26 protein-coding genes and 1 pseudogene are annotated in these 22,562 nt (G+C 69.0%); 18 read left to right on the forward strand and 9 right to left on the reverse strand.

Translation table 11 applies throughout. The annotated features are described in order from the left end of the window. The first annotated feature begins 8 nt into the window (after nt 1-8). From LDL49_RS22610 to LDL49_RS22635, 6 genes and pseudogenes are all read left to right on the forward strand, one after another. Nucleotides 9-191: a nucleotide exchange factor GrpE gene (locus tag LDL49_RS22610; protein WP_225293123.1), complete on the forward strand. Its 183-nt coding sequence runs from the start codon at nt 9-11 to the stop codon at nt 189-191. Next, nucleotides 191-379, forward strand: a pseudogene (locus tag LDL49_RS22615) (DnaJ domain-containing protein); the annotation flags it as partial. The gene LDL49_RS22610 and the pseudogene LDL49_RS22615, both read left to right, overlap by 1 nt. 373 nt (nt 380-752) lie before the next feature. Next, complete coding sequence (locus tag LDL49_RS22620) at nt 753-1,118, forward strand: ClpB D2-like domain containing protein (RefSeq protein ID WP_225293124.1); 366 nt, start codon at nt 753-755, stop codon at nt 1,116-1,118. Nucleotide 1,119: 1 nt separating this feature from the next. Beyond that, nucleotides 1,120-1,554 carry a thioredoxin gene (gene trxA, locus LDL49_RS22625; RefSeq protein WP_225293125.1) on the forward strand — a complete coding sequence of 145 codons (435 nt, stop codon included), beginning with the start codon at nt 1,120-1,122 and terminating at the stop codon, nt 1,552-1,554. Further along, complete coding sequence (locus tag LDL49_RS22630; RefSeq protein WP_225293126.1) at nt 1,551-3,206, forward strand: FAD-dependent oxidoreductase; 1,656 nt, start codon at nt 1,551-1,553, stop codon at nt 3,204-3,206. Before trxA ends, LDL49_RS22630 begins: the two co-directional genes overlap by 4 nt. A gap of 5 nt (nt 3,207-3,211) precedes the next feature. Then, a complete protein-coding gene (locus tag LDL49_RS22635; RefSeq protein ID WP_225293127.1) occupies nt 3,212-3,661 on the forward strand; it encodes a DUF1931 family protein in 450 nt (149 codons plus the stop codon). Between the two features lie 248 nt (nt 3,662-3,909). Here the strand turns inward: LDL49_RS22635 and LDL49_RS22640 are convergent, their stop codons facing one another. The 5 genes from LDL49_RS22640 to LDL49_RS22660 all read right to left on the reverse strand — a co-directional run bounded on the left by LDL49_RS22640 (nt 3,910) and on the right by LDL49_RS22660 (nt 6,839). Then, nucleotides 3,910-4,512, reverse strand: a complete 603-nt coding sequence (locus LDL49_RS22640) for a hypothetical protein (RefSeq protein ID WP_225293128.1) — start codon at nt 4,510-4,512, stop codon at nt 3,910-3,912. Between the two features lie 151 nt (nt 4,513-4,663). Next, nucleotides 4,664-5,131: an NUDIX domain-containing protein gene (locus LDL49_RS22645; protein ID WP_225293129.1), complete on the reverse strand. Its 468-nt coding sequence runs from the start codon at nt 5,129-5,131 to the stop codon at nt 4,664-4,666. 147 nt (nt 5,132-5,278) lie between these two features. Then, nucleotides 5,279-5,854, reverse strand: a complete 576-nt coding sequence (locus LDL49_RS22650; protein WP_225293130.1) for an HD domain-containing protein — start codon at nt 5,852-5,854, stop codon at nt 5,279-5,281. 164 nt (nt 5,855-6,018) lie between these two features. Continuing rightward, on the reverse strand, nt 6,019-6,372 hold the full coding sequence (locus LDL49_RS22655; protein WP_225293131.1) for a hypothetical protein: 354 nt from the start codon (nt 6,370-6,372) through the stop codon (nt 6,019-6,021). Further along, a complete protein-coding gene (locus LDL49_RS22660; protein ID WP_225293132.1) occupies nt 6,369-6,839 on the reverse strand; it encodes a hypothetical protein in 471 nt (156 codons plus the stop codon). The genes LDL49_RS22655 and LDL49_RS22660 overlap by 4 nt, the downstream gene beginning before the upstream one ends. Before the next feature lie 836 nt (nt 6,840-7,675). Between LDL49_RS22660 and LDL49_RS22665 the strand changes: the two genes are divergently transcribed. The 5 genes from LDL49_RS22665 to LDL49_RS22685 all read left to right on the forward strand — a co-directional run bounded on the left by LDL49_RS22665 (nt 7,676) and on the right by LDL49_RS22685 (nt 11,605). Then, nucleotides 7,676-7,921: a GntR family transcriptional regulator gene (locus tag LDL49_RS22665; protein WP_225293133.1), complete on the forward strand. Its 246-nt coding sequence runs from the start codon at nt 7,676-7,678 to the stop codon at nt 7,919-7,921. Between the two features lie 365 nt (nt 7,922-8,286). Next, nucleotides 8,287-9,264, forward strand: coding sequence for a WD40 repeat domain-containing protein (locus LDL49_RS22670; protein WP_225293134.1), 978 nt, complete (start codon nt 8,287-8,289; stop codon nt 9,262-9,264). Nucleotides 9,265-9,521: 257 nt separating this feature from the next. After that, nucleotides 9,522-10,574, forward strand: a complete 1,053-nt coding sequence (locus tag LDL49_RS22675; protein WP_225293135.1) for a hypothetical protein — start codon at nt 9,522-9,524, stop codon at nt 10,572-10,574. 200 nt (nt 10,575-10,774) lie between these two features. After that, on the forward strand, nt 10,775-11,083 hold the full coding sequence (locus tag LDL49_RS22680) for a type II toxin-antitoxin system prevent-host-death family antitoxin (RefSeq protein ID WP_225293136.1): 309 nt from the start codon (nt 10,775-10,777) through the stop codon (nt 11,081-11,083). A gap of 3 nt (nt 11,084-11,086) precedes the next feature. Continuing rightward, a complete protein-coding gene (locus LDL49_RS22685) occupies nt 11,087-11,605 on the forward strand; it encodes a type II toxin-antitoxin system RelE family toxin (protein WP_225293137.1) in 519 nt (172 codons plus the stop codon). Between the two features lie 64 nt (nt 11,606-11,669). Here the strand turns inward: LDL49_RS22685 and LDL49_RS22690 are convergent, their stop codons facing one another. Continuing rightward, nucleotides 11,670-12,872, reverse strand: coding sequence for a sensor histidine kinase (locus LDL49_RS22690; RefSeq protein ID WP_225293138.1), 1,203 nt, complete (start codon nt 12,870-12,872; stop codon nt 11,670-11,672). After that, complete coding sequence (locus tag LDL49_RS22695) at nt 12,869-13,525, reverse strand: response regulator transcription factor (protein WP_225293139.1); 657 nt, start codon at nt 13,523-13,525, stop codon at nt 12,869-12,871. The genes LDL49_RS22690 and LDL49_RS22695 overlap by 4 nt, the downstream gene beginning before the upstream one ends. Before the next feature lie 142 nt (nt 13,526-13,667). Between LDL49_RS22695 and LDL49_RS22700 the strand changes: the two genes are divergently transcribed. From LDL49_RS22700 to LDL49_RS22715, 4 genes are read left to right on the forward strand one after another with little or no spacing between them, the layout of a single operon-like run. Continuing rightward, nucleotides 13,668-14,195: a hypothetical protein gene (locus tag LDL49_RS22700; protein ID WP_225293140.1), complete on the forward strand. Its 528-nt coding sequence runs from the start codon at nt 13,668-13,670 to the stop codon at nt 14,193-14,195. Beyond that, the gene (locus tag LDL49_RS22705; protein WP_225293141.1) at nt 14,195-15,322 is read left to right on the forward strand and encodes a peptidoglycan-binding protein; all 1,128 of its coding nucleotides are present in this window, start codon (nt 14,195-14,197) and stop codon (nt 15,320-15,322) included. The genes LDL49_RS22700 and LDL49_RS22705 overlap by 1 nt, the downstream gene beginning before the upstream one ends. Next, complete coding sequence (locus tag LDL49_RS22710; RefSeq protein ID WP_225293142.1) at nt 15,319-15,999, forward strand: ABC transporter ATP-binding protein; 681 nt, start codon at nt 15,319-15,321, stop codon at nt 15,997-15,999. The genes LDL49_RS22705 and LDL49_RS22710 overlap by 4 nt, the downstream gene beginning before the upstream one ends. Next, the gene (locus LDL49_RS22715) at nt 15,999-17,225 is read left to right on the forward strand and encodes an ABC transporter permease (RefSeq protein WP_225293143.1); all 1,227 of its coding nucleotides are present in this window, start codon (nt 15,999-16,001) and stop codon (nt 17,223-17,225) included. Before LDL49_RS22710 ends, LDL49_RS22715 begins: the two co-directional genes overlap by 1 nt. Before the next feature lie 2 nt (nt 17,226-17,227). Here LDL49_RS22715 and LDL49_RS22720 read toward each other — a convergent pair whose 3' ends face one another. After that, nucleotides 17,228-17,881, reverse strand: coding sequence for a TetR/AcrR family transcriptional regulator (locus LDL49_RS22720; protein ID WP_225293144.1), 654 nt, complete (start codon nt 17,879-17,881; stop codon nt 17,228-17,230). 123 nt (nt 17,882-18,004) lie between these two features. Between LDL49_RS22720 and LDL49_RS22725 the strand changes: the two genes are divergently transcribed. Genes LDL49_RS22725 through LDL49_RS22735 form a run of 3 tightly spaced genes read left to right on the forward strand, consistent with a single transcriptional unit; the run spans nt 18,005 to nt 21,779 of the window. Next, on the forward strand, nt 18,005-18,469 hold the full coding sequence (locus tag LDL49_RS22725) for a (2Fe-2S)-binding protein (RefSeq protein ID WP_225293383.1): 465 nt from the start codon (nt 18,005-18,007) through the stop codon (nt 18,467-18,469). Beyond that, on the forward strand, nt 18,466-19,482 hold the full coding sequence (locus tag LDL49_RS22730) for an FAD binding domain-containing protein (RefSeq protein ID WP_225293145.1): 1,017 nt from the start codon (nt 18,466-18,468) through the stop codon (nt 19,480-19,482). Before LDL49_RS22725 ends, LDL49_RS22730 begins: the two co-directional genes overlap by 4 nt. Beyond that, nucleotides 19,479-21,779, forward strand: coding sequence for a xanthine dehydrogenase family protein molybdopterin-binding subunit (locus LDL49_RS22735; protein WP_225293146.1), 2,301 nt, complete (start codon nt 19,479-19,481; stop codon nt 21,777-21,779). The genes LDL49_RS22730 and LDL49_RS22735 overlap by 4 nt, the downstream gene beginning before the upstream one ends. A 47-nt stretch (nt 21,780-21,826) precedes the next feature. On the opposite strand, the gene LDL49_RS22740 is transcribed toward LDL49_RS22735, so the two are convergent. Beyond that, nucleotides 21,827-22,552, reverse strand: a complete 726-nt coding sequence (locus LDL49_RS22740) for an ABC transporter permease (RefSeq protein ID WP_225293147.1) — start codon at nt 22,550-22,552, stop codon at nt 21,827-21,829. Nucleotides 22,553-22,562: the final 10 nt, after the last annotated feature.

A 22,562-nucleotide genomic window follows, 5' to 3' on the forward strand; every position in this document is an offset into this window, starting at 1 on the left:
GAGGTCAAATGAACGCCTACGAACAGCACCTACAGGAGGCCCCGGAGGCGGCCGCGAAAATCGCGGAGCTGGAGGAGCGCCGGCTCCGCGCGGTCGCCGAGCTGGACAATCTCCGCAAGCGCATCGCCCGCGACGCCGAGACCTGGCAGTTGCGGCCCGCCGTGGTGGTCGTGGCCAAGAAGGCGGCGTGATGGCGGACCGCCGGGACTTCTACGAGGTGCTCGGCGTGGACAGGAACGCCGACGCCGACGAGATCCAGCGGGCCTATCGCAAGCTCGTACGCAAGTCCCATCCCGACGTCAACAAGAGCCCCGGGGCGGAGGACCGGTTCAAGGAGATCTCGGAGGCGTACTCCGTGCTCTCCGACCCCCAGACGCGCCGCAGGTATGACGCTTTCGGGCATGATTCCCGCCAGGTGCCGCCCGATGTGGATCCCGAGGAGTGGTCCCGCGGCAGGGCACGCGCCGGAGCCGGGGCACGGGCCGGCGGCGGTCAGCGGCGCTCCGCGCGTGCTGAGGACTTCGGGTTCGGCGCCGACGTCGACCTCGAGGCCCTGCTCGGAGGCATGTTCGGCGGCCGCGGCAGGCGCGGCTGGGGACCCGTGCCCGGCGCCGACCAGGAGGCGGAACTGCCTCTGACGGTCGAGGAGGCGTACCAGGGCGGGCGGCGCACGATCACGCTGCCCGGCGGCAGGAGGCTCGACGTCACGATCCCCAAGGGGGCGAGATCAAGCCGGAGGCCCGCGACCGGTCATGAACGAGCTGCGCACGCACTTCCGGCCCGAGTTCCTCAACAGGGTCGACGACATCGTGCTGTTCAAGCCGCTGACCGAGGCCCAGATCGAGCGGATCGTGGACCTGATGTTCAACGACGTCAGGCAGCGGCTGGCCGACCGGCGGCTGACGCTGCGGGTCACCGACCAGGCGCTCAAGCTCATCGCCAACCAGGGCTACGACCCCGTGTACGGGGCCCGGCCGCTGCGCCGGTTCATCGCCCGCGAGGTCGAGACCAGGATCGGGCGGGCACTGCTGGCCGGAGACGTCCCCGACGGCTCGACCGTGACGGTGGACGTCGACCACGGCGAGCTGAGCGTCACCTTCGCCGGACCGGGGAGCTGACATGATCTCGACCACCGTCACCTGCTCGAACTGCGGCAAACGGAACAGGGTCCCGGCCGCGGCCGACGGCGTGCCCCAGTGCGGGAACTGCCACCGGCCGCTGCCGTGGATCGCCGAGGCGGGCGACGACACGTTCGCCGAGGTCGCCGAGCGTGCCGGCCCGCCGGTCATCGTCGACTTCTGGGCGGACTGGTGCGGGCCGTGCCGGATGGTCACGCCCGCACTCGAACAGATCTCCCAAGACCTGGCCGGCCGCGTCAAACTCGTCAAAGTCGACGTGGACCGGTCGCCCCGCCTGTCCGAGCGCTTCACGATCAAGCACATTCCGATGCTCATGATGATGGTCCGCGGCGAGGTCGTCGCCCAGCGGGCGGGCGCCTCGCCCGCCCACGAGCTGCGCCGATGGGTCGAGGACGCGGTCAGGACGCGCACATGACGCCGATCCCCGAGACGCCGGATCTATATGGCGCCTTCCCCCGGCTGAGCGAGGCGCAGCTCGCCGAGCTCTCGCCCCACGGCGAGCGCCGGGCCGTCTCGCTCGGCGACGTCCTGTTCAGGGAGGGGGAGCCCACCACGGAGTTCATCGTCGTGCTGAGCGGCAAGGTGGCCATGGTCGAGGGGCACGGCTCCGGCCCGGACGAGAAGACGATCGCCGTCCAAGGCCCGGGCCGCTTCCTCGGCGAGCTCAGCCTGCTCACCGGCCAGGCGGCATTCCTGACCGCCGTCGTCCAGGAGCCAGGCGAGGTGCTGGCCGTCCCGGCCGACGAGGTGCGCACGCTCGTGGCGCACGACCAGGCGCTCGGCGACCTCATCCTGCGGGCCTACCTGGCCCGGCGGTCCCTGCTGATCGGGCTGGGCACCGGCTTCCGCATCATCGGCTCCCGCTATTCGGCGGACTGCAAGCGGCTGCGCGAGTTCGCTGCCCGCAACAGGGTGCCGCACCGGTGGATCGACCTGGAGGAAGACGAGGAGGCGAACACGCTGCTGCGCGAGCTAGGCATCCCGGCCGCGGACACCCCAGTGGTGATCTGGCGCGGCGACAAGGTCCTGCGCAACCCGACCGTCGCCGAGCTGGCGAAGGCGATCGGCCTGCCCGCCCCGGTGCCCGGCGACGGCGTCTACGACCTGGTCGTCGTGGGCGCCGGCCCGGCCGGCCTGGCCGCCGCCGTGTACGGGGCCTCGGAAGGGCTGACGACCGTCGTACTCGACGCCGTGGCCACGGGCGGCCAGGCCGGCACCTCCTCCCGCATCGAGAACTACCTCGGCTTCCCCTCCGGCATCTCGGGCGCCGAACTCGCCGAGCGCGCCGTCATCCAGGCGCGGAAGTTCGGCGCGGCGCTGACCGTCCCGGCCGAGGCGACCGGCCTGCAGCCGGACGACGGCTTCTACGGCGTCCTCGTCGAGGACGGCAACACCATCAAGGGCCACGCCGTGATCATCGCCACCGGCGCCCGCTATCGGAAGCTCGACGTTCCTGAGCTGGAGAAGTACGAGGGATCCGGCGTCTACTACGCGGCGACGCCCTTCGAGCTGCGCATGTGCAGCGACTCGCCGGTGGTCATCGTCGGCGGCGGCAACTCCGCCGGTCAGGCGGCACTCTACCTGGCCAGGAACGCCTCGTCGGTGCGCGTGATCGAACGCGGCGACGACGTGCGCGCCAGCATGTCCCACTACCTCGCCGACGAGCTCGACCGCACGCCCGGCATCGAGATCATGCTCAACACCGAGGTACGCCGGCTCATCGGCGACGGCACACTGACCGGCCTCCGCGTCCACAACAAGCGCACAGGGGAGTCCCTGGAGATCGCCACCAGGGCGATGTTCGTCTTCATCGGCGCCGACCCACACACCAAGTGGCTGGAGGGCGCCGTGCCGCTCGACGACCGCGGCTTCGTCATCACGGGACAGCGCACCACCTGGAACGCACTGCTTCCCCTGGAGACCGACCACCTGGGCGTCTTCGCCGTGGGCGACGTCCGCAGCGGATCGGTCAAGCGGGTCGCCTCCGCGGTGGGAGAGGGCGCCATGGCCGTACGCCTGGTGTACGAACGGTTCTCCACCACAGGAAATCGACAGAGAGGACGGTGATCCACATGCCGGTCATGGCACACTCCAGGTTCGAGCGCTTCTTCCGCGCCGCCGCGGGACTCAACGTGGACAAGAACGACCTCAAGCGCTTCAACGACTTCGTCAACAGCAAGCTGTACGACATGCTCGTCGTCGCCGAAGCCGCGGCCAAGGAGAACAGGCGCGACATCATCCAGCCATGGGACCTGCCCATCACCAAGGGCCTGCAGGAGAACATGCACGACTTCCGCGACCTCGACGAGGAGCTGAAGCTGACGCCGATTTTGGCGCAGCTCACCGAGCTGCCGCCGCTCGACCTGTCGCTCAGCGTGGACGCCGAGGCCCGACTGCCGGCCGTGGCGGGCGGGCTGTCCATGGCGCTCGCCCAGGCGTTCAAGATCGTCGAACCCGATCTCAAGAACCCCTCCAGCGAGCACTGGGAGCGCATGACCCGGCTGTTCGGCCTGCTCCTGTGAGCGTGACGCGGCGGGGCGAGCGACGGATACTCTCCTGAGAGAGTGCCCTGCTCCGGCAACGGCCCGCGAGCAAGGTCAGTGCGAGAGCCGGCAGGAGTAATCTTCGCAAAGCGTCCCGTCGTCGAAGGGCTTCTGACCGACGACTGTGATCGATTCGCTCCACCTGGCTTCTATCGGCAAATCCGTACTCTGACCTGAGCGTTAGAGGCTAGAGCGCCGCACAGGACATGACCGTTGCAAGCTGGCGATCAACCGTAGAGGTCGTCAAGGGTGATCAGGCGCACGTCGCTCCCTGGTTCGGCGCCGAGTCCCCGGGTGAACCCGGCGCCCGAATAACACGTGAGCACCGTGTCGCGGGTGTCGTACCCCTTTGCCGTGAGGAGATCGCGCGCGCGCCGGAGCCGGGCCACATGCTCGGCTCCCATGGCCCTGTCCCACTTGACCTCGCCCAGCGAGAGAACCCGTCGCGGGCGTCCGTGATCCGCGGGCGCCAGAACAGCGACATCGACCTGGATCTGCGTGCGGTTGGCGGGATCGGGTACGACTCCGCTCCCCACCTCACCGGCCGCGGTATCGGCATGCAAGGCGTACTCGCGGCAGAGCACCTCGACGTGGGGGCCGACGACCTGCGACAGGAAGCGTGCCCTGCTGCCCCGCCACACCGTCGCCGCGTCCCCGCGCTCCAACCGCGCCCACTCCCTGACCATGATCGCCTGATAGAACGTGATGAGCGGTTCGGCCACCCGGTAGTAGCTGCGGTTCGGCCGGAAGAGATCGCGCTCTTTGACCAGGAGATGGCTGTCTTCCAGGACGCGAAGCGGGTGCGCGATCTCGTTGGACTTCCGCCCCACGTAGCCGGCGATGCCCCCTGACGTCGTGTTGCCGTCGGCGACGGCGGCAACGACTCGAAGGATACTTGACCGAACTAAAGTTGACTCAACCGTACTTCACAAAGCTATGGCGACAGGTGCGGCTCCCAGCGTCCTCCCAGCTGACTGGGGCTCAATCGACATAGGAATGCCTCTGCTCCAGGTAGTCGTTGAGCTGCCGCCACTGAGTCGGATGAATGTCCAGCGTGTGCAACTCGCCCGGCTCGACCCACCGCACGTCGCTCGCCTCGTCGTTTGCCTCGGGCCGACCGCCGACCGGACGGGCGATCAGCATGACCTCGTACTCCTGACGGACCTCCCCGTCCGTGTAGGCCACGATGTGGCCGGGGTCGGAGTAGATCCCGAGAATGCCGACCGGCTCGACGCGAACGCCGGTCTCCTCCTCGGTCTCCCGCACGGCGCACTGCGAGGGCGTCTCGCCGATCTCCATCTTGCCCATCGGCAACGCCCACTGGCCGGTGTCCCGCCGGCGCTGCATGAGGATGCGGCCCGCGTCGTCCACGGTGACCGTCCCGCAGGCCGGCACCAGACTGTTCGCCTTCGGGGCGTTCGGGTCGTTCCAGTATTCGACTCGTCCCATGTGGGGTGCCTTTCAGATCTCCGCGCCAGCCCACGGAACGGCTCCGGCCCAGACTCGCTCGAACGATGACAGCTAGTGGTCGGCTATCGTCCCCGGCGTCGAGGTGGCGGAAGACGAACTGCTCGGCTTCGATGAGCGTCAGGGGACTTAATCTCCGTTGAGGACCTGCGTCATCCACTCCAGCGATCCCGTGCTGAGCACCTCGTCCGCGATGCGCTTCGCAGACGCCGTCCGCAGCGCGGCGAGCGAGCTGTCGATCCACGGTTGGACGTTCTGGTGGCCCTGCTCGCGGTACTCGACGGCCTGGATCAAGCATTCGAGCTTGTCGGCGTCGCGGGCGCAGACGGCTTCCAGTGTGCTCTTCTCCTCGTACTCACCGACCGCGCCGCCCACCATCTCCGCGACCGGCTCCGGAATGCCACGCACCTGGTCGGCAGTGACCTCCTCGTTCGGCGCCGCCTTCAGATAACGCTTGCCGATGTAGGGAATGTCGGTGACGCGGGTCTCCTGGGTGTCGTGGAACAGGCTCAGGAACGCCGCACGCTCAGGATTGCCACCTTCCAAGGCCGTGATCACACTCGCGATGACCGCCGCCCGGAAGGAGTGATCGGCGATGCTCTCAGGATCCCGTACTCCCGCGACCAGCCAGCCCGTGCGCTTGTAGCGCTTGAGCAGTCCGATCTCATACAGCAGGCCCGCCAGCCTCGACAGTTCCTCCGCCATGGAAGTCCCCTCTCACCTAGCTGTCTATGACAGGTCGGCTATGCCGTTCCACGTCGCCCGCGTGACCATTCGCAAGGTGACCGCCCAGCTCCGCGAAGACGGCCTCATCGCCACCACCCCGTGCATGGGCTTGGTAGCGCTTGGTTTTGCGCAGCAATAGCCGGTTATTCAGTGTCCTTAGGATGTCGAGGCGATGCGTAGATCACCCAGACAGTGCGGGTGGCGTCATCGATGGCGTAGCGCACACGCCCGCCGCTGGTGACCTCGAATTCCCACTGCTCCAAATTCTTGCCGTTGTGACGGTGAGTCGAAAGGTCGCCTCGCAGGCGATGCTGCCGGTCGCGACTGGAGCCTGAACGGGGATCAGCCCGCAGCACCTCGAAGCATCGGCGCGTGTTGGCCAAGGCGTGACGGCACAGCTCTTCCCAGCCCTCAACCGCAGCGCCGGTACCAAACCGGACATCCCACTCGCCATCCGGCGGTGGCACCGTAACCCGATCTCCGCGCTTCGGGCTCATGCCGAAACCTGCACCGGCCCGAAGTCGCCACTCGTGGGCTTGCGAGCGTCGGCGTAGTGCGCGGGATCGGCCTTGATTCTGGCAGTGGCCCGCCAGCCCGCGATGACCTCCCGGGTGGTGACATCGACGTCCAGCTCGGCCGCGTCGGAGAGCGCTTCGACCAGTTCCAGAGTGAAGGCACGCAGTTCGTCCGAGGACAGGTGGCGAACCCACGGGAAGACCTCCGGCATGGCTATGACCAGCGCACGCGCGGTGGGATCATGCTTGATCAAGGCAAGGAACAGCCGGGACGCGGTGGCCAGCGTCTCTTCGCGTTCCTCTTCGCGATCCGCTGCGGTCAAGTAGAAATCCGGAGCATCCCGATGTGTGACACGCACGCGTCCCAGGCGTGCCGCGCGCTCGGCGACCGCTCGGGGATTTCTCGACAAGTCAGAAAACGTCACTGCGTCGGCATGGCTAGTGCTCACGCCATGAGCGTATGTCAGAACACGTTCTGATGCCAGCGATCCGACTGGTCCACACGCCAGAACGCCGGTAAAACGGCCGTCCACGTACCGAACAGGCCGCCTTCCGCTATCCGACGGAGCGATCAAACGGTGAGGGGCGCTTCTGACAGAGGTTGATGCCTATGGACACTCTCGAACTGGATCGCAATGAATCGCTCAGCGAGCGGAGCCGAGCAGCAGGCGCAGCCACCATGTTGCGGCTTCCGCGCGGCGCCAACTCCCTGCGTACGCGTGCTGCGGCGGCTCGGACTGCGTGAGTCTGTGGATCTGGAAAGTGCCGCCAATGGTGACCAGCTCATAGACGACAGCTCTGCAGGCACAGGTGTGGTCCACCACACGGTACGGGCCGAGAGGCTGGTCATGCCAGGTCAGAGAGATGCAATGCGCAAGGACGTGCCCTGGGTGAACGGACATGCCTGGGCACTCCCAGTCGGCAGTGTTGTCAACGGAATCACCTGCCAGAGCGCAGGGCTCCCTGTCCGCGGACCTCATCAGCAGCGGCCCTGGCGTTGAGCTTGAGCGTCCAGGACACGGGCGAGGGAATCCAGGGTTGAGGCGTGCACTGTCATGCACAGACCAGCGTTCACCTCAGCGCTGGATATGGCGTAGGCCTTCCGCGTCGCGTACCAGTCGCCAGGGCCACATTCACCGCGAGCGCGCCAGATCGACCAGCCGGGGAAGCTCTCTGCCAGCCGCTTCAAGTCGTCCACCTCATGCACGCTACACAGCCTTTCTATACCTGTCTATAGCTATTAGCTTCTATGGCGGGTCGGCTATGCCTGCCTACAGTGACACCCGTGATCGACTACGACCCGACACGCCCCAAGTGGGTGCAGATCTACGAGGTCGTACGCGCACGCATCGAATCGGGCGAGTACCCGCCCAACCACCTCATCTCAGAGGTTCAGATGGAGTCCGAGTTCCACGTCGCCCGCGTGACCATCCGCAAGGTGACCGCCCAACTCCGCGAAGACGGCCTCATCATCACCACCCCGGGCATGGGCTCCTTCGTGGCGTCCAAGAAGGCCCCTGGAAACGACTGAGACCTCCGAACGGCGGCGTGGCCTGCCCGGTCGGGCAGACGGCAAGGCGTGGGTCTGCGGAGATAGCTGGATTCTGGCTCTTGGTCGCCCGGATTTCGGGATGTGCCGCCTGCGATGGTCCGCCAGGCTCCGCGCGCTCGCCGGCGGCGCTGTGAACAGTCGCCGCCCGAGTGCTCATGTATACCGGGCGAACGTTCGAGCCCCGGGAAGTCTTTTCGGCGGCAGAAGCCTCGCCCCGTGCTGAGATTCGCAGCCCAACCTCAAGTTCATTGACTCCACATGCTCAGATAAGCCCAAAAGAAGGGGAATATCAGTAGATAAAATGATCTAGCACATGATGTCCGGAATCTGTACAGTTCTGGCCTGTGATCCGCCATTGGCACCGGCTGGCGCGCCACGCCCGCTGGGTGCGGTTTCGCATCGCAGCCTTGATCGTTCTCGTCCTCGCGACGATCCTTGTGGGTGACGTCAGAGGATGGTGGGTGAAGCCCTCATTGCCCACGGCGGTGCCGGTATTGTCCGGTGAGCGCCAAGAGTGCCGCAACCCTGAAGGCGCTCAGCCTGTGGGAACGGTCCTGTGTACGGGGTTGAAGCTGCAGCTCGGCTCTGACAGCGGCGTGGTGACCATCGCGCAGGCCGCGACCGAGATCTTCGGGATCGACGGCGACAAGGACAGAGTCGAGTTCGCGGTCAGCCGGGACGGTCACCGTGTGGTCTATCTCGATGCGCCGAGCTATCGCTTCGTTGCGATGGACCTACCCACGAGAAAGACCCGCGCGCTTACTCCTCCGCTGAGCGGCGAGGAACTGGGGAAATGGGCGAATCTCGCCAGTTCGGCTGATGGCCGTTGGTTCACGGTCTCGTTGATAGGAAATGCCAAAACCATCTTGACCGACTTCGATACGGGTCAAGCGCGGGAGATTCCGAACGTCTGCGTGGTTCATGGGGTCACTGCGAAGCTCCTGGTGGGAAATCAGTGGTGCCGTCACGGCGAAGGCGGCATACCAAACCAAGTGGTCGTCGTACGCGAGGATGGATCGGTCAAGCCGCTCGACGACCTGCAGAACGAGCATGTGGACATTGGCCTCTCACCCGATGGCGTCACCTTTTCCGCGGGCCGCAACCTCTACGACGTCGAAACCGGCCAACGACTCGGACCTTTGCCCCTTCCGCAATCGTCGCGCGCCGTCGCGTGGCTGGACGACAGTCGGGTCCTTGCTGAGGACGGGGAGTCTTACCAGGTGGTGAGCATCGTCACCGGGACCCGGGACGAGGTGGACAATGAGCGTCCCCCCGGTCTGGAGTTCGCGAAAAGGCTCAGCTCGGGCAGGCTGCCGTGGTAGAGCCGGTCGACGGTTCCTGGATGGAACCGCTGTGGCGGACCGCCCTCGCACTCACTGGAGATCCGGACCGGGCCCAGCGCCTGACGGCCCAGGCGCTCGCGCGTCGCGGTGACTCCCGTGACGCGTACTTCAGTCTCTACCGGCGTTTCCTGTCCCCCCTCCACCGCTGGCGCCGACCTGTGGTGGCTGGGCGACGTTCACGGCGTGAGTGGGCCGCCGCGGTTGGCCTGCGTCACGACGGGTGGTCGGCCGAGAATGTGGCCGACCTGCTCGGATGGCGGGTCGCAAAGGTCGAGCGGCTCGCCGCAGATGCCTCGGCCTCGACGGTCGAGGAGTCGCGGCAAGGACTCGAAACGGGTCGGATTCGCGAGCTCGTGGAGGGCTACCGGAAAAGGCGCTTCGCCGCGGCCTGCGCCGGAGTCGGGGGTGCGGTCACAGCGCTGTTCATAGCCGCGTTTCTCCTGTCGCCGGAGGCGCCCCCGAGAACCGAGTACCCGCCGCCGTCCCAGCCGTACGTGAGACCCACCCTGGCCATAGACCTCCCCACGGGACCTGGCGTGGCTGTCCGGTACGCCTACCGCCTCGTCGATCGCTACAACGAGACTGGGTACCAGGATTCGTGGGCGGTCGTGACCGTGTCCGGGGAACGCAGGGTTCTGGCCGGCCTGCGTGGAGCCTTCCTGAAGGTCAGCCATGACGGTCTCAAGATCGCTCACTATGACAGCGAGAAGAGCGAGCTGACACTCATGGACGTGACGAGCGGGTGGACCAAGAGGCTGCCCCTCCAAGCGGAGCGGTTCGGCGGCCTGTCGCTGGACTTCTCCCTGGACGGCCGTTACGTCGCGTACCAGGCTGGCCAAGATCCCATCGTCGTGATGGATCTCCGCCATCCCGAGAAGCTGGTCAGGTACCCGGACGAAATGATCATGAGCTGGACTTCGCGCGGTTTGATGACCATGGACGATGACCGGGAGAACGGCTGGCTGAGGCGACCGGACGGCTCCAAGAAACGGATCGACACCTACCTCGCCGACCCTATGTTGGTGTCGAGTGACGGCTCGATGTACGCCCACGCGTACGACCGGCAGCCGAAGGTGGATGTGGGAAGTATCGATGGCCGCGGAAGGGATCGTACCTTCACCCTCAAGGATGACAACGTCCTCGGCGTGGAGCGGTGGGTCGGGTCATCGGCGGTGATTGTGAGCATGCATCACGGTGGTTATCGGCTGATCGACGTCAGGACGGGCGAGGTCCGGCCCATCGAGGTCGGAGAGGCCGACTACCCGCAAGTGGCGTTCGGCAAGCTGTAGCCATCCGGCCGAGCGGGCTTGGGGCGCCGTGCGGCAGCGGTGAAGCCTTGGCGGTCTCAGTGTGAAGGCGAGTGATCCGCTTCTTAAGGTCCGGAGCTGTTGGGACGAACAACTCATTCGTGATGCTGACGCCCGGAGAGGCGCGAGTCTCAGCTCGTTAAGGGATCGCAGTTCTGTACAGAAAGATATACAGTTGATGTATGACTGTTCTGCACGACGCTACTGAGCTGAGCGTCACAGAAGCGGCCCAGCGAGGAGTTGCCCGTCTGGTGGCTGATGCGGAGCAGGGGACCGATCTGGTGGTCACCCGTCGGCATCAGCCGGTGGCGGCCGTGGTGAGCATCCGACGGCTCAACGAGTTGGAGGAGGCGGCGGCCGATCTGCGTGATTTGGCGCTCGTACTTGCCCGGTCGGTCGCGGATACGGGAGAGCGCGTCTCGCTCGATGAGGTACTCGCCGCTTTCGGGCATACTCGCGAGTCGCTGGCCGCCCTCCCGGACGACGAGTGATACGTGTCCGACGTCGTCTTCACAGCGCCAGCGGTCGATGATCTCCGGCGCATCGGCCCAGACGCGGCGCCCAAGGTACTCAAGAAAATCCTTCTCCTGCTGGAGAATCCCGAGGCCGGCTACCCGCTCGGCGGGGAACTGACCGGTTTCCGGAAGCTTGTGGTTGGTCGCAACACCTGGCGTGTTGTCTACCGCATCACCGAGGACAAGTCGGTGGAGATCTGTGAGGTGTGGGCTGTCGGTGAGCGGGCCGACGCGGAAGTCTACGCTGAAGCGACGGCGAGGGTTCGCGAGGCGGATGTCGGCCGTCCGGAGATTGTCCAGCTCGGCCAGGTGATCGAGCGTCTTGGCACGCTCGCCGATCACATTCGGATGGAGAAGGCGCCCCCTAGAGAACCGGTTCCAGATTGGCTTGCGGACCGGTTGATCTACACGGTGGGGATGGCCCGCGAGGACGTTGCCGCTCTTGATCTCCAAGAGGCCGTCGACCTGTGGGCTGATTACCGGTCGAAGCCAAGTTAGGTCGCACATCTATTGCCTGAGGCGGAGCACTGCCTGCTGCTCCGGGCAGTGAGCGGGCGCGGGTCTAGTGGTGGGCCGGGCTCTGGGACGGCAGGGTGGCCGTCACGATCAGGCCGCCGCCCTCCCGGGGGCGGGCCGAGACCTCGCCGCCGTGCGCGAGGGCGATCGAGCGCACGATGGACAGCCCCAGCCCCGCGCTCTTCGCCGTCACCACGCGTTCGGGGCCGAGCCGGCGGAAGGGCTTGAACAGCGTCGGGATCTCGTACGGCGGCACAGCCGGACCGGTGTTGCTGACCTCCACCTCGACGCGGCCGTCATACGCGATGCGGCTGACGGCCCGCACCCAGCCGGTGCCGTCGTCGATGTTGTGCCGGATCCCGTTCTCGACCAGGTTGTGCACCAGTCGTTCGAGCAGCAGCGCGTCCCCGCTGGTCGGCGCGGGACCGGCCGCCTCGTGCAGGGTGATCTTCGACTCCGTGGCCTCGGCGGTGGCCTGCGCGACCACGTGGCTCACCACGTCGGCCAGGTCGACGGGTGACCGATCACCGATCTCGTGCTCGGCGCGGGCCAGGAGCAGCAGCCCGGAGATGAGCCGCTCGTGCCTGGCATTGATCTCCAGCAGGCTCTCGCCGAGCTGCTTGACGTCGGCCGAGGCCGTACGGCGGTGCATGGCCAGCTCGACCAGCGCGCGGTTCAGCGTCAGCGGGGTGCGCAGCTCGTGTGAGGCGTTGGCGACGAACCTGCGCTGCCCGTCGAAGGAGTGGTCGAGCCGTTCGACCATGGTGTCGAAGGTGTCGGCCAGCTCCTTCACCTCGTCGGCCGGACCGTTCAGCGCGATCCGCTCGTGCAGGCCGCGCTCGGCGACCGGCGCGGCCGCGATCCGCCGCGCGGTCTCGGTCACCTGGCGGAGCGGCGTGAGCACCCGTCCGGCGACCAGCCACCCCACACCCGACGCCGCGCCGCCGACCACGACCAGCGCGATCGCGCCCTGGGTGAGCAGCGAGGTGGTCGCGGCGCCGCGCAGCAGGCTCTGCTGCTGCTTCATCCAGTTCATGGCCTTGTCGCCGTCCAGCGAGCCCGTGTCGGTGTCCAGCGAGCCGGGGCCTCCGCCTCTGACGATGATGGATACCGTCTTCTGCTCGAGCTGCTGGTTGAACAGCACGTACGTGACGCCGAGCAGCGTCAGTCCCGCGACGAAGAACAGCGTGCCGTACACAAGGGTGAGCCTGCTGCGGAGCGTGGGAGTGGTCAGCGTAGGAGTGGTCATGGAATCTGGTATCCCACGCCCGGCACGGTCTCCACGACCGGCGGCTCGCCGAGCTTGCGGCGCAGCTTGAGAATGGTCAGGCGGACCGCGCTGGTGAACGGGTCGGCATGTTCGTCCCACGCCTTCTCCAGCAGGTGTTCGGCGGGCACCACGGCCCCGTCGGCGAGCAGCAGCTCGGCCAGCACGGCGAACTCCTTCTTCGACAACGGCACGTACCTGCCGTTCCTGAACACCTCCCGGCGCGCGGGATCGAGGGTGATCCCCGCGCGCCGCAGCACCGGCGGCGCGGCCGGCCGCGAGCGCCGCCCGAGCGCCAGCACGCGGGCCGCGAGCTCGGGGAAGGCGAACGGCTTGGACAGGTAGTCGTCGGCGCCAAGGGAGAGCCCGGTCACCCGGTCGCCGATCTCGGCTGCGGCGGTGAGCATCAGCACCCGCGCGGTCGACTCGGACTCCACCAGCTCCCGGCAGACGTCGTCACCGTGGACGAGCGGCAGGTCGCGGTCCAGGACGACCACGTCGTAGTCGTTGACCGCGAGCCGCTCCAGCGCCGCCTCCCCGTCGTGCGCGGTGTCGACCGCGTGCGTCTCCTCGCGCAGCCACTCGGCTATCGCGTCGGCGAGCATGCGCTCGTCCTCGACCACCAGCACCCGCATCGCGCCCTCGTCCCTTCGGTCATGTACTGGGGAGATCGTGCCCGGTGGGCTGTTTGTTCGGCGTTAGCACCCATGGAAACGCCGCGGAAACGGCGTGCGCTGTTGGCTCTCGTCTCGTACACCCGATCTGAAAGAGGAGACCATGAGACGACGAGGCATCCTGGCCGCGATCCCGCTCGCGCTGACGCTGGCCCTGGCGGGCTGCGGCGCGAACGACGCGGGCGGCTCCGACGTGGCATCGGTGAGCAGCGGCAAACCGGCCGCCGCCGCCAGCGCCTCGGCCAGTCAGGACCCGCAGGCGAAGGGGCTCAAGTTCGCCCAGTGCATGCGCGAGAACGGCGTCCCCATGGACGACCCCGAGCCCGGCAAGGGGGTCCTGCTCAAGATGGACAAGAGCATCTCCCCGGAGACGGCGCGGAAGGCGCAGGAGGCCTGCAAGCAGTACGCGCCGAACGGCGGTGGACCGGGCGGGAAGGTGGACCCCAAGATGGCCGAGCAGATGCGCAAGTTCTCCCAGTGCATGCGGGACAACGGCGTCGAGGCCTTCCCCGACCCTGAGGGCGGCGCGCTGCGCATGACCGGTGAGGCCGGCGACGACCCGGACTTCAAGGCCGCGCAGGAGAAGTGCTCGAAGGAGTTCCTGCCCCAGATGGGCCAGGGCGGCTCCTGATGTCCACAGCCACCCTCGACGACAAGGCGGCGGCGGGCGGGGATCGCCCGCGCCGCCGCCGCGGTCGCGGCAGGCGGGTCGCCGGCCTGCTCGTCGCGGTCGCCGTCATCGGTACGGCCGGCGTCGCCGTGAACGGCATGGGCCTCCTGGGCGGCGACCGGGCGGCGGGCAAGACGGCCAGCGCCCTGCCGCCCGCCACCACCACGGTGACCAGGCAGACGCTGCTCGACACGCGGGAGGCCGACGGGGACCTCGGCTACGGACCGACCACCACGGTGGTGAGCAGGAAGCCGGGCACGGTCACCTGGCTGCCGGACAGCGGTGACACGGTCGGCAGGGGCAGGTCCCTGTACCGGCTCGACGCCAAGCCGGTGGTGCTGATGTACGGCACCACGCCCGCCTACCGCGACCTGCGGATCGGCACCGAGGGCAAGGACGTCGAGCAGCTCGAACGCAACCTCAAGGCCCTCGGCTACGACGGCTTCACCGTGGACGACGAGTACACCGATTCCACGGCCGACGCGGTCAGGCAGTGGCAGGAGGACCGCAACCTCGACGAGACCGGCGTCGTCGAGCTCGGCCGGGTCGTCTTCGCCGCCGGCAAGGTACGCGTGGACAGCCTGGCGGCCGAGGCCGGCCAGCCCACCGCGCCGGGCCAGAAGGTGCTCTCCTACACCGGCACCGACAAGGTGATCACCGTCAAGCTGGAGACGGAGGACGGGCGGGTGGCGAAGAAGGGCGCCAAGGTGTCGGTCAAGCTGCCCGACGGCAAGACCGTGTCCGGCAAGGTCACCGAGGTCGCCACCATCATCGAACCGGGCGAGGGGCAGGGCGCGGAGCCCGAGACGCGGGTCGAGGCGCTGGTCTCTCTGGGCAAGCAGCGGGCCGCCAAGGGGCTCGACCAGGCCGCGGTCGACGTGACCTTCACGGCGTCCAAGCGCAAGAACGTGCTGACCGTGCCGATCGCCGCGCTCGTGGCGCTCCAGGAAGGCGGGTACGGCGTGGAGGTCGTCGAAGGCGGCAAGTCCCGATATGTCGGGGTGAAGACAGGTCTGTTCTCCGGCGGCCGGGTCGAGGTCTCCGGCGACGGCCTCACCGAGGGCATGAGCGTCGGGATGCCCCGATGATTTCTCTAATTGACGTCACCCGCTCCTACCCCGGCGGCGTCACCGCGCTGGACAAGGTGTCCCTGGAGATCGAGCACGGCGAGCTCGTCGCGATCGTCGGCCCGTCGGGCTCGGGCAAGTCGACGATGCTCAACGTCGTCGGCACGCTCGACCGCCCGTCCTCCGGAACCGTCCGCATCGACGGCTACGACGTGGCGAAACTGTCGGACGGCCGGCTCTCCGCGCTGCGGGCGACCCGCATCGGCTTCGTCTTCCAGCATTTCCACCTCGCCGCCAAGATCCCGGCGATCGACAACGTGGCCGACGGCCTCGTCTACACCGGCATCGGGCGCGCCGAGCGGCGGCGGCGGGCCGCGGCCGCGCTGGAGCGGGTCGGGCTCGGTCATCGCCTCGACCACGAGCCGCACGAGCTGTCCGGCGGCGAGCGGCAGCGCGTGGCCATCGCCAGGGCCGTGGCGGGTGATCCCCCGCTCCTGCTGGCCGACGAGCCGACCGGCGCCCTGGACTCCGTCTCGGGCGCGGGGGTGATGGACCTGCTGCACGACCTGAACGCGGCCGGCACCACCATCGTGATCATCACGCACGACCTGGAGATCGCCGCGAGCCTGCCCCGGCAGGTGCGGATGCGCGACGGCCAGATCGTCGCCGACTCCGCGGCCGAAGCGAGGGTGGCCTGATGGCGGCCGTTGCCGAGCACGCGGGACTGCCGAAGCTCACCCCGGCCAGGATGCGGGCGGGGGATGTGCTGCGGGTCGGCGCCGTCGGCCTGCGGACCCGCCCGCTGCGGGCCTTCCTGTCCGCGCTCGGCATCGCCATCGGCATCGCGGCCATGATCGGCGTGGTCGGCATCTCGTCCTCGTCGGGAGCCGAGCTCGACCGTACGCTCTCAGCCCTCGGAACCAACCTGCTCACCGTCTCCTCCGGGCAGACGCTGATGGGCGAGCCGGCCAAGATGCCGGTCGAGGCGGAGGCGATGATCGAGCGGATCGGGCCCGTCGAGGCCGTCTCGGCGGCCGGACGGGTCGGCGCGGCCAAGGTGTACCGGTCGGAGGAGGTGCCCAAGGCGCAGACCAACGGCATCAACACCTACGCCGCCCGGCTCGACCTGCCGGCCACGGTGGGCGCGACGCTGCGCAGCGGCACCTGGCTCAACGCGGCCACCCAGCGCTACCCGGCCGCCGTGCTCGGGTCGAGCGCGGCCCAGCGGCTCGGGGTGGGCGCGGCGGGGCCGGACACGCAGGTGGTCGTGGGCGGCAAGCGGTTCACGGTCGTCGGCGTGCTCGACCCGGTTCCGCTCGCCGACGAACTGGACACCGCGGTGCTGGTCGGCTGGCCCATCGCGGAGGCGGAGCTGGACTTCGACGGGTACCCGACGACCCTCTACACCCGCGCGGAGGAGGCCCGTTTGGAGGCCGTCCGCTCGGTGCTGGCGGGCACGGCCAACCCGGAGGCGCCCAACGAGGTCGACGTCTCGCGGCCGTCGGACGCGCTGGCCGCCAAGCAGGCGACCAGCCAGGCGTTCACCGGGCTGCTGCTGGGCGTCGGCGCGGTCGCGCTGCTGGTCGGCGGGGTCGGGGTGGCCAACACCATGGTCATCTCGGTGCTCGAACGGCGCTCCGAGATCGGCCTGCGCCGCTCGCTCGGCGCGACGCGCGGGCAGATCCGTACGCAGTTCCTCGCCGAGTCGCTGCTGCTCTCGGCGCTCGGCGGGGCGGGCGGGGTGCTCCTCGGCACCGGCGTCACCATGGGGTACGCGCTGTACCAGGGCTGGCCCGCGGTGATCCCGGCGTGGGCGACGGCCGGCGGGCTCGCGGCCACCCTGGCCATCGGCGCCGTCGCCGGCCTGTACCCGGCGATCCGCGCCTCCCGCCTCTCCCCGACCGAGGCACTCGCCACCCCCTGAGGTCAGCGCTGCGTGGGCAGTCCGACGGCGAGGGCGGCGAGCATGCGCCGCATCGTGGGCTGGAACGGCAGGCAGCGGGCGGCGATGTCGGGGTCCTGGGCGTAGAGCTCCCGCAGGGCGGGGGGCGGGTTCGCCATCGGGAAGAGCGTGCCCGCCAGCGCGGCGGCCGCCCCGGCCAGCTCGACCCCCTCCCCGGTGGTCAGGCCGGGATAGGCCAGGGCGACGCGTGCCCCCAGGTCGTCGACCACGCCCAGCATGGCGCGCTTGAAGGCGCGGGCCGCCGGGACCGAGATGTTGTGCTCCAGCGTGATCGACACGTGGCCCAGCAGGTCGCAGAAGAGCGGCCGCTCGGTCAAGGTGTCGGCCAGCGCGGCGATCACGTCGTCCGGACCGGCGGCCGTGGCGAGCCGGGCGGCGACCTCGTCCGACCAGTCGAGCCACTCCTCGACGGTGAGTTCGAGGTAGATCTCCTCCCGGGTCCCGAAATATCGCGCCACATTGGACTTCGCCAGTCCGACCGCCGACGCGACACCGCCCAAGCTGACATTTCGCACGCCGACTTCGGAGGCAAGCCGACGAGCGGCGGCGAGGATCTCCTCGCGCCGCTGCTGCTTGTGCTCTGGGCGCCTGGCCCGGAGAAACGCCGATCGCGTCATGGTTGAGCCAAGCATACGAGCAAGATAAGGAAACACCGTCCTCTTGTTAAGATTACACCGTCCTGTTAACGTCGCCCTCAACTGACGCGCATCATCCCGGAGGGCAATGTGGTCACGCTGCGTATGCGGGTGAACGGCGTAACCCGTTCGCTCGAACTCGAACCATGGGTCAGCCTGCTCGACGCGCTACGCGAGCGCCTCGGCCTGACCGGCACGAAGAAGGGCTGTGACCAGGGCGCCTGCGGTGCCTGCACGGTGCTGGTCGACGGCGAGCGGATCAACTCCTGCCTGGCCCTCGCGGTGCAGTACGAGGACCGCGACATCACCACCATCGAGGGGGTCACGCACCCGATCCAGCAGGCGTTCATCGAGCATGACGGTTTCCAGTGCGGTTACTGCACCTCCGGCCAGATCTGCTCGGCGATCGGCATGCTGGCCGAGCACGGGGCGGGGATGCCCAGCGCGGTCACCGAGCCCGGCGCCTCCGGGCTGTCGGAGGCCGAGATCAGGGAGCGCATGAGCGGCAACCTGTGCCGCTGCGGCGCGTACAACGGGATCGTCGACGCCATCAAGGAGGTGGCGCGATGAAGCCGTTCGCGTACGTCAGCGCGCCCGACGTGGCGACGGCCGTCCGCACGATCGCGACGGAGCCCAACGCGAAGTTCCTCGGCGGCGGGACGAACCTCGTCGACCTCATGCGCGAGGACATCGAGCAGCCCGACACGGTGGTCGACATCACCCGGCTGCCGCTGACCGAGATCGAGGAGCTGCCCGGCGGCGGCGTGCGCGTCGGAGCGCTGGTGCGCAACAGCCACCTGGCCGCCCACCGGCTGATCAGGACCCGCTATCCGCTGCTGTCGCAGGCGCTGCTCGCGGGCGCGTCGGCGCAGCTGCGCAACATGGCCACGGTGGGCGGCAACCTGCTGCAGCGCACCCGGTGCCCCTACTTCTACGACGGCGCGTCGGCCTGCAACAAGCGCGTGCCCGGCAGCGGCTGCGACGCGATCGGCGGCTTCAACCGCAACCACGCGATCCTCGGCACGAGTGACGACTGCATCGCCACGCACCCCTCGGACATGTGCGTCGCGCTCGCCGCGCTCGACGCCACCGTGGAGGTGGAGAGCGTACGCGGCCTGCGACGCGTGCCGCTGGCCGACTTCCACCGGCTGCCCGGCGGCACGCCGCACCTGGAGACGACCCTGGAGCCGGACGAGCTGGTCACCGCGATCGAGGTGCCGGAGCTGACGGCGCCCTCCAGCTATCGCAAGGTGCGCGACCGGGCCTCGTACGCGTTCGCATTGGTGTCGGTCGCCGCGGCGCTGGAGGTCACGGACGGGGTCGTGTCGGACGTACGGCTGGCGCTCGGCGGCGTGGCGGCCAAGCCGTGGCGGGCCCGCCAGGCCGAGTCGGTCCTGCTCGGCACCCCGGCCACCGAGGAGTCGTTCCGCCGGGCGGCCGAGGCGGAGCTGGAGCCGGCGGTCGGCCGGCCGGACAACGCCTTCAAGATCGAGCTGGCCCAACGGACGATCGTGGCTACGCTGCGGCGGCTCAGTGACGGGAGCTTTGGCGACGGGAGCTTTGGCGACGGGAGCAGGGCATGAGCACCACCACCACCGAGACGAAGAGCCCTCCGCGCGAGCGGGCCGTGGGCCGGGGCATCGACCGGGTCGACGGCCCGGAGAAGACGACGGGCAAGGCCCGGTTCGCGGCCGAGTTCCCGTACCCGGACCTCGCCTACGCCGCCCTGGTGCACGCGACGGTCGCCCGCGGCCGGATCACCGGCATCGACGTCAAGGCGGCCGAGGCGGTGACGGGCGTCCTGTCGGTGCTCACCCATCTGAACGCGCCCGTGCTGAAGCCCGCGCCCGCTCGGAGCATGCTCGACCTGAGCACGATGGTCTCCGCCACCTCGGTCAATTACCTCAACACCGACGAGGTGCATTGGGACGGCCAGCCGGTGGCGGTCGTCGTCGCGGAGAGCCTGGAGGCGGCGCAGCGCGGCGCGGGCCTGGTCGAGGTGACCTACCAGGAGTTCCCGGCCGTGGTGGACTTCGCCGCGGAGGAGGCGAACGCCAAGCCGCAGCCGAACAGCATGCTGGGGGCGGGCAGCGCCAAGAAGGGCGACGCGGAGGCGGCCCTGGCGGTGGCCCCGGTCTCGGTGGACCTGCGCTTCACCACCCCGCCCCACAACCACAACGCGATCGAGCCGCACGCGACCACGGCCGTCTGGGACGGCGACCGGCTGACCGTGCACGAGGGCAGCCAGGCCATCTCCTGGATGCGCAAGCACCTCGCGTACAGGTTCGGCATCCCCGAGCGGAACGTACGCATGACCTCCCCCTACGTCGGCGGCGGCTTCGGCGGCAAGGGCTCGGTCTGGCCGGGCACGATCCTGACCGCGCTGGCCGCCCGGGCGACCGGCCGAGCGGTGCGGATGATGCTGACCAGGGAGGGCGTCTACCGCACGGTCGGCGGGCGCACGCCCTCGATCCAGCGCGTCGCGCTCGGCGCCGGCCAGGACGGCAGGCTGACCGCGCTGATCCAGACCAGCGTCACCAGGACCGGAAAGGTGGGCGGCAACTCCGAGTCGGTGGCTGAGGCGGCCCGGCACCTCTACGACGCCGAGAACATCCTCATCCAGCAGAACCTCGTCGAGATGGACCTGCTCCCCAACACGTTCATGCGCGCGCCCGGCGTGGCCATCGGCACGTTCGCGCTGGAGGCGGCGATCGACGAGCTGGCCGGCGAGCTCGGCGTCGACCCGATCGAGCTGCGGATGCGCAACGAGCCGGCGCGCAGCCCGCTCGACGGCAAGCGCTTCGCGCACCGGATGCTGCGTGAGGCGTACGCGCTGGGCGCCGAGCGGTTCGGCTGGGCCGAGCGCACGCCGGAACCCGGCTCGATGCGCGACGGCAGGTGGCTCGTCGGTATGGGGGTGGCCACGGCTTACCACTCGTCGGTGCAGTTCACGGCCAACGTGACCGTGCGGCTCTCGGCCGATGGCACGGTCGTGGTGCGCTGCGGCTTCCAGGAGATGGGCATGGGCGGCGCGACAGTGCAGGCGCAGATCGCGGCCGACGAGCTGGGCGTGCCGTTCGAGGCGGTCCGGGTGGAGTACGGCGACTCCGACCTGCCGACCGGGCCGATGGCGGGCGGCTCCGCGCAGACCGCGAGCATCGCGGCGAGCCTGCTGTCGGCCTGCGAGAAGCTGAAGGGGTCGGTGCTGGCTCTGGCCCGGCGCTCCGGCGACTCGCCGTTGCGCGGGCAGCGGCTCGCCGCGGTCGAGGCCAGGGACGGCGGGCTCTACCGGCGCGACCGGCCGGGCGCCGGCGAGAGCTACGAGGCCATCCTGTCCAGGGCGGGCCGGCCGTCCGTCGAGGCGGCTATTGGCTCCGAATCGGGCCTCGGCGCGCTGGCCGGGCAGGTCAGGTTCATGGCGAAGTTCATCAACGACCAGCGGCGCTGGGTCAAGGCCGCGAGCGGCGCCCAGTTCTGCGAGGTACGCGTCGATCCGGACACCGGCGAGGTACGGGTGTCACGCTGGCTCGGTGTGTTCGACGTGGGCCGGGTGATCAACGCCAAGACGGCGGCCAGCCAGCTCCGGGGCGGCATCGTGATGGGGATCGGCATGGCGCTGTCGGAGGAGACGCTCGTCGACCCGCGTAACGGGCGCGTCATGAATCCGGGGCTGGGCGACTACCACATCCCGGTGCACGCCGACGTCCCGCCGATCGACATCCTCTACCTGGACGAGCCGGACCCGACCATGCCCCTGGGCCTGATCGGCATCGGCGAGGTGAGCATCACGGGCGTCGCCGGCGCCATCGCGAACGCCGTGCACCACGCCACCGGCAAGCGCGTCCGCGACCTGCCGATCACCCTCGACAAGCTGCTCTGATCACCGGCGGCCCGCCGTCGCGCTCTTCGCGAAACCCGCGGCCGCGCTCATGCGTCCCTCTTCGCGAAAAGGGCCACGCCGGTGACGAGGGCGAGCACCAGCCACGCGGTGAGGGTGACCGCGCCCTGAACAGGGGTGAGGTCTTCCGGTAGCGCGGGCGCGAGCTCGTACATGCGCGTCCCGGCGTGGCTGGGCAGGTAGCGCGTCAGCGTGGTGACGCCCGCCAGGACCGGCGGGAGGACGAGTACGAGTGCCAGCGTGGCGACCAGAGCGGCGATGAGGTCGCGGACGAGGGCGGCGACGGCGTAGCCGAGCAGGCCGACCAGCACGAGGTAGGCGCCCGCACCGACCAGGGCGCCGACGTGCTCGCCGGTCCAGCTCATGCCCGGTACGAGCCGGGCCCCCAGCAGCGACAGAGCCAGGGTCAGCAGCGCGGTCGGGGCCGCGATCAGCACGTAAGCGGCCGCCTTCCCGGCCATGAGCAGCGTACGGCCGGGCACCGCGGTCAAGGTGGCGCGGATCTGGCTGCCGCCGTACTCGGTGGCGAAGGCCAGGATGCCGAGCAGGATGAACCCGATCTGCCCGTACTCGACGACGCGCAGCGCGGCCTCGGCGGAGGAGGCCGAGCCGCCGAGCTGGTGCCGTCCCCCTGCGAAGGTGACGGCGAGCGTGGTCGCGCCGGCCACGGTCACGGCGATGGTGATCAGCGTCGCGGGCAGGGTGCGGAGCTTGATCAGCTCCGCCGCGACGACGTTCCGGAAGTCGTTGGTCATGGCGGCCGTC

This window comes from Nonomuraea aurantiaca (genome assembly GCF_020215705.1).
GTDB lineage: Bacteria > Actinomycetota > Actinomycetes > Streptosporangiales > Streptosporangiaceae > Nonomuraea > Nonomuraea aurantiaca.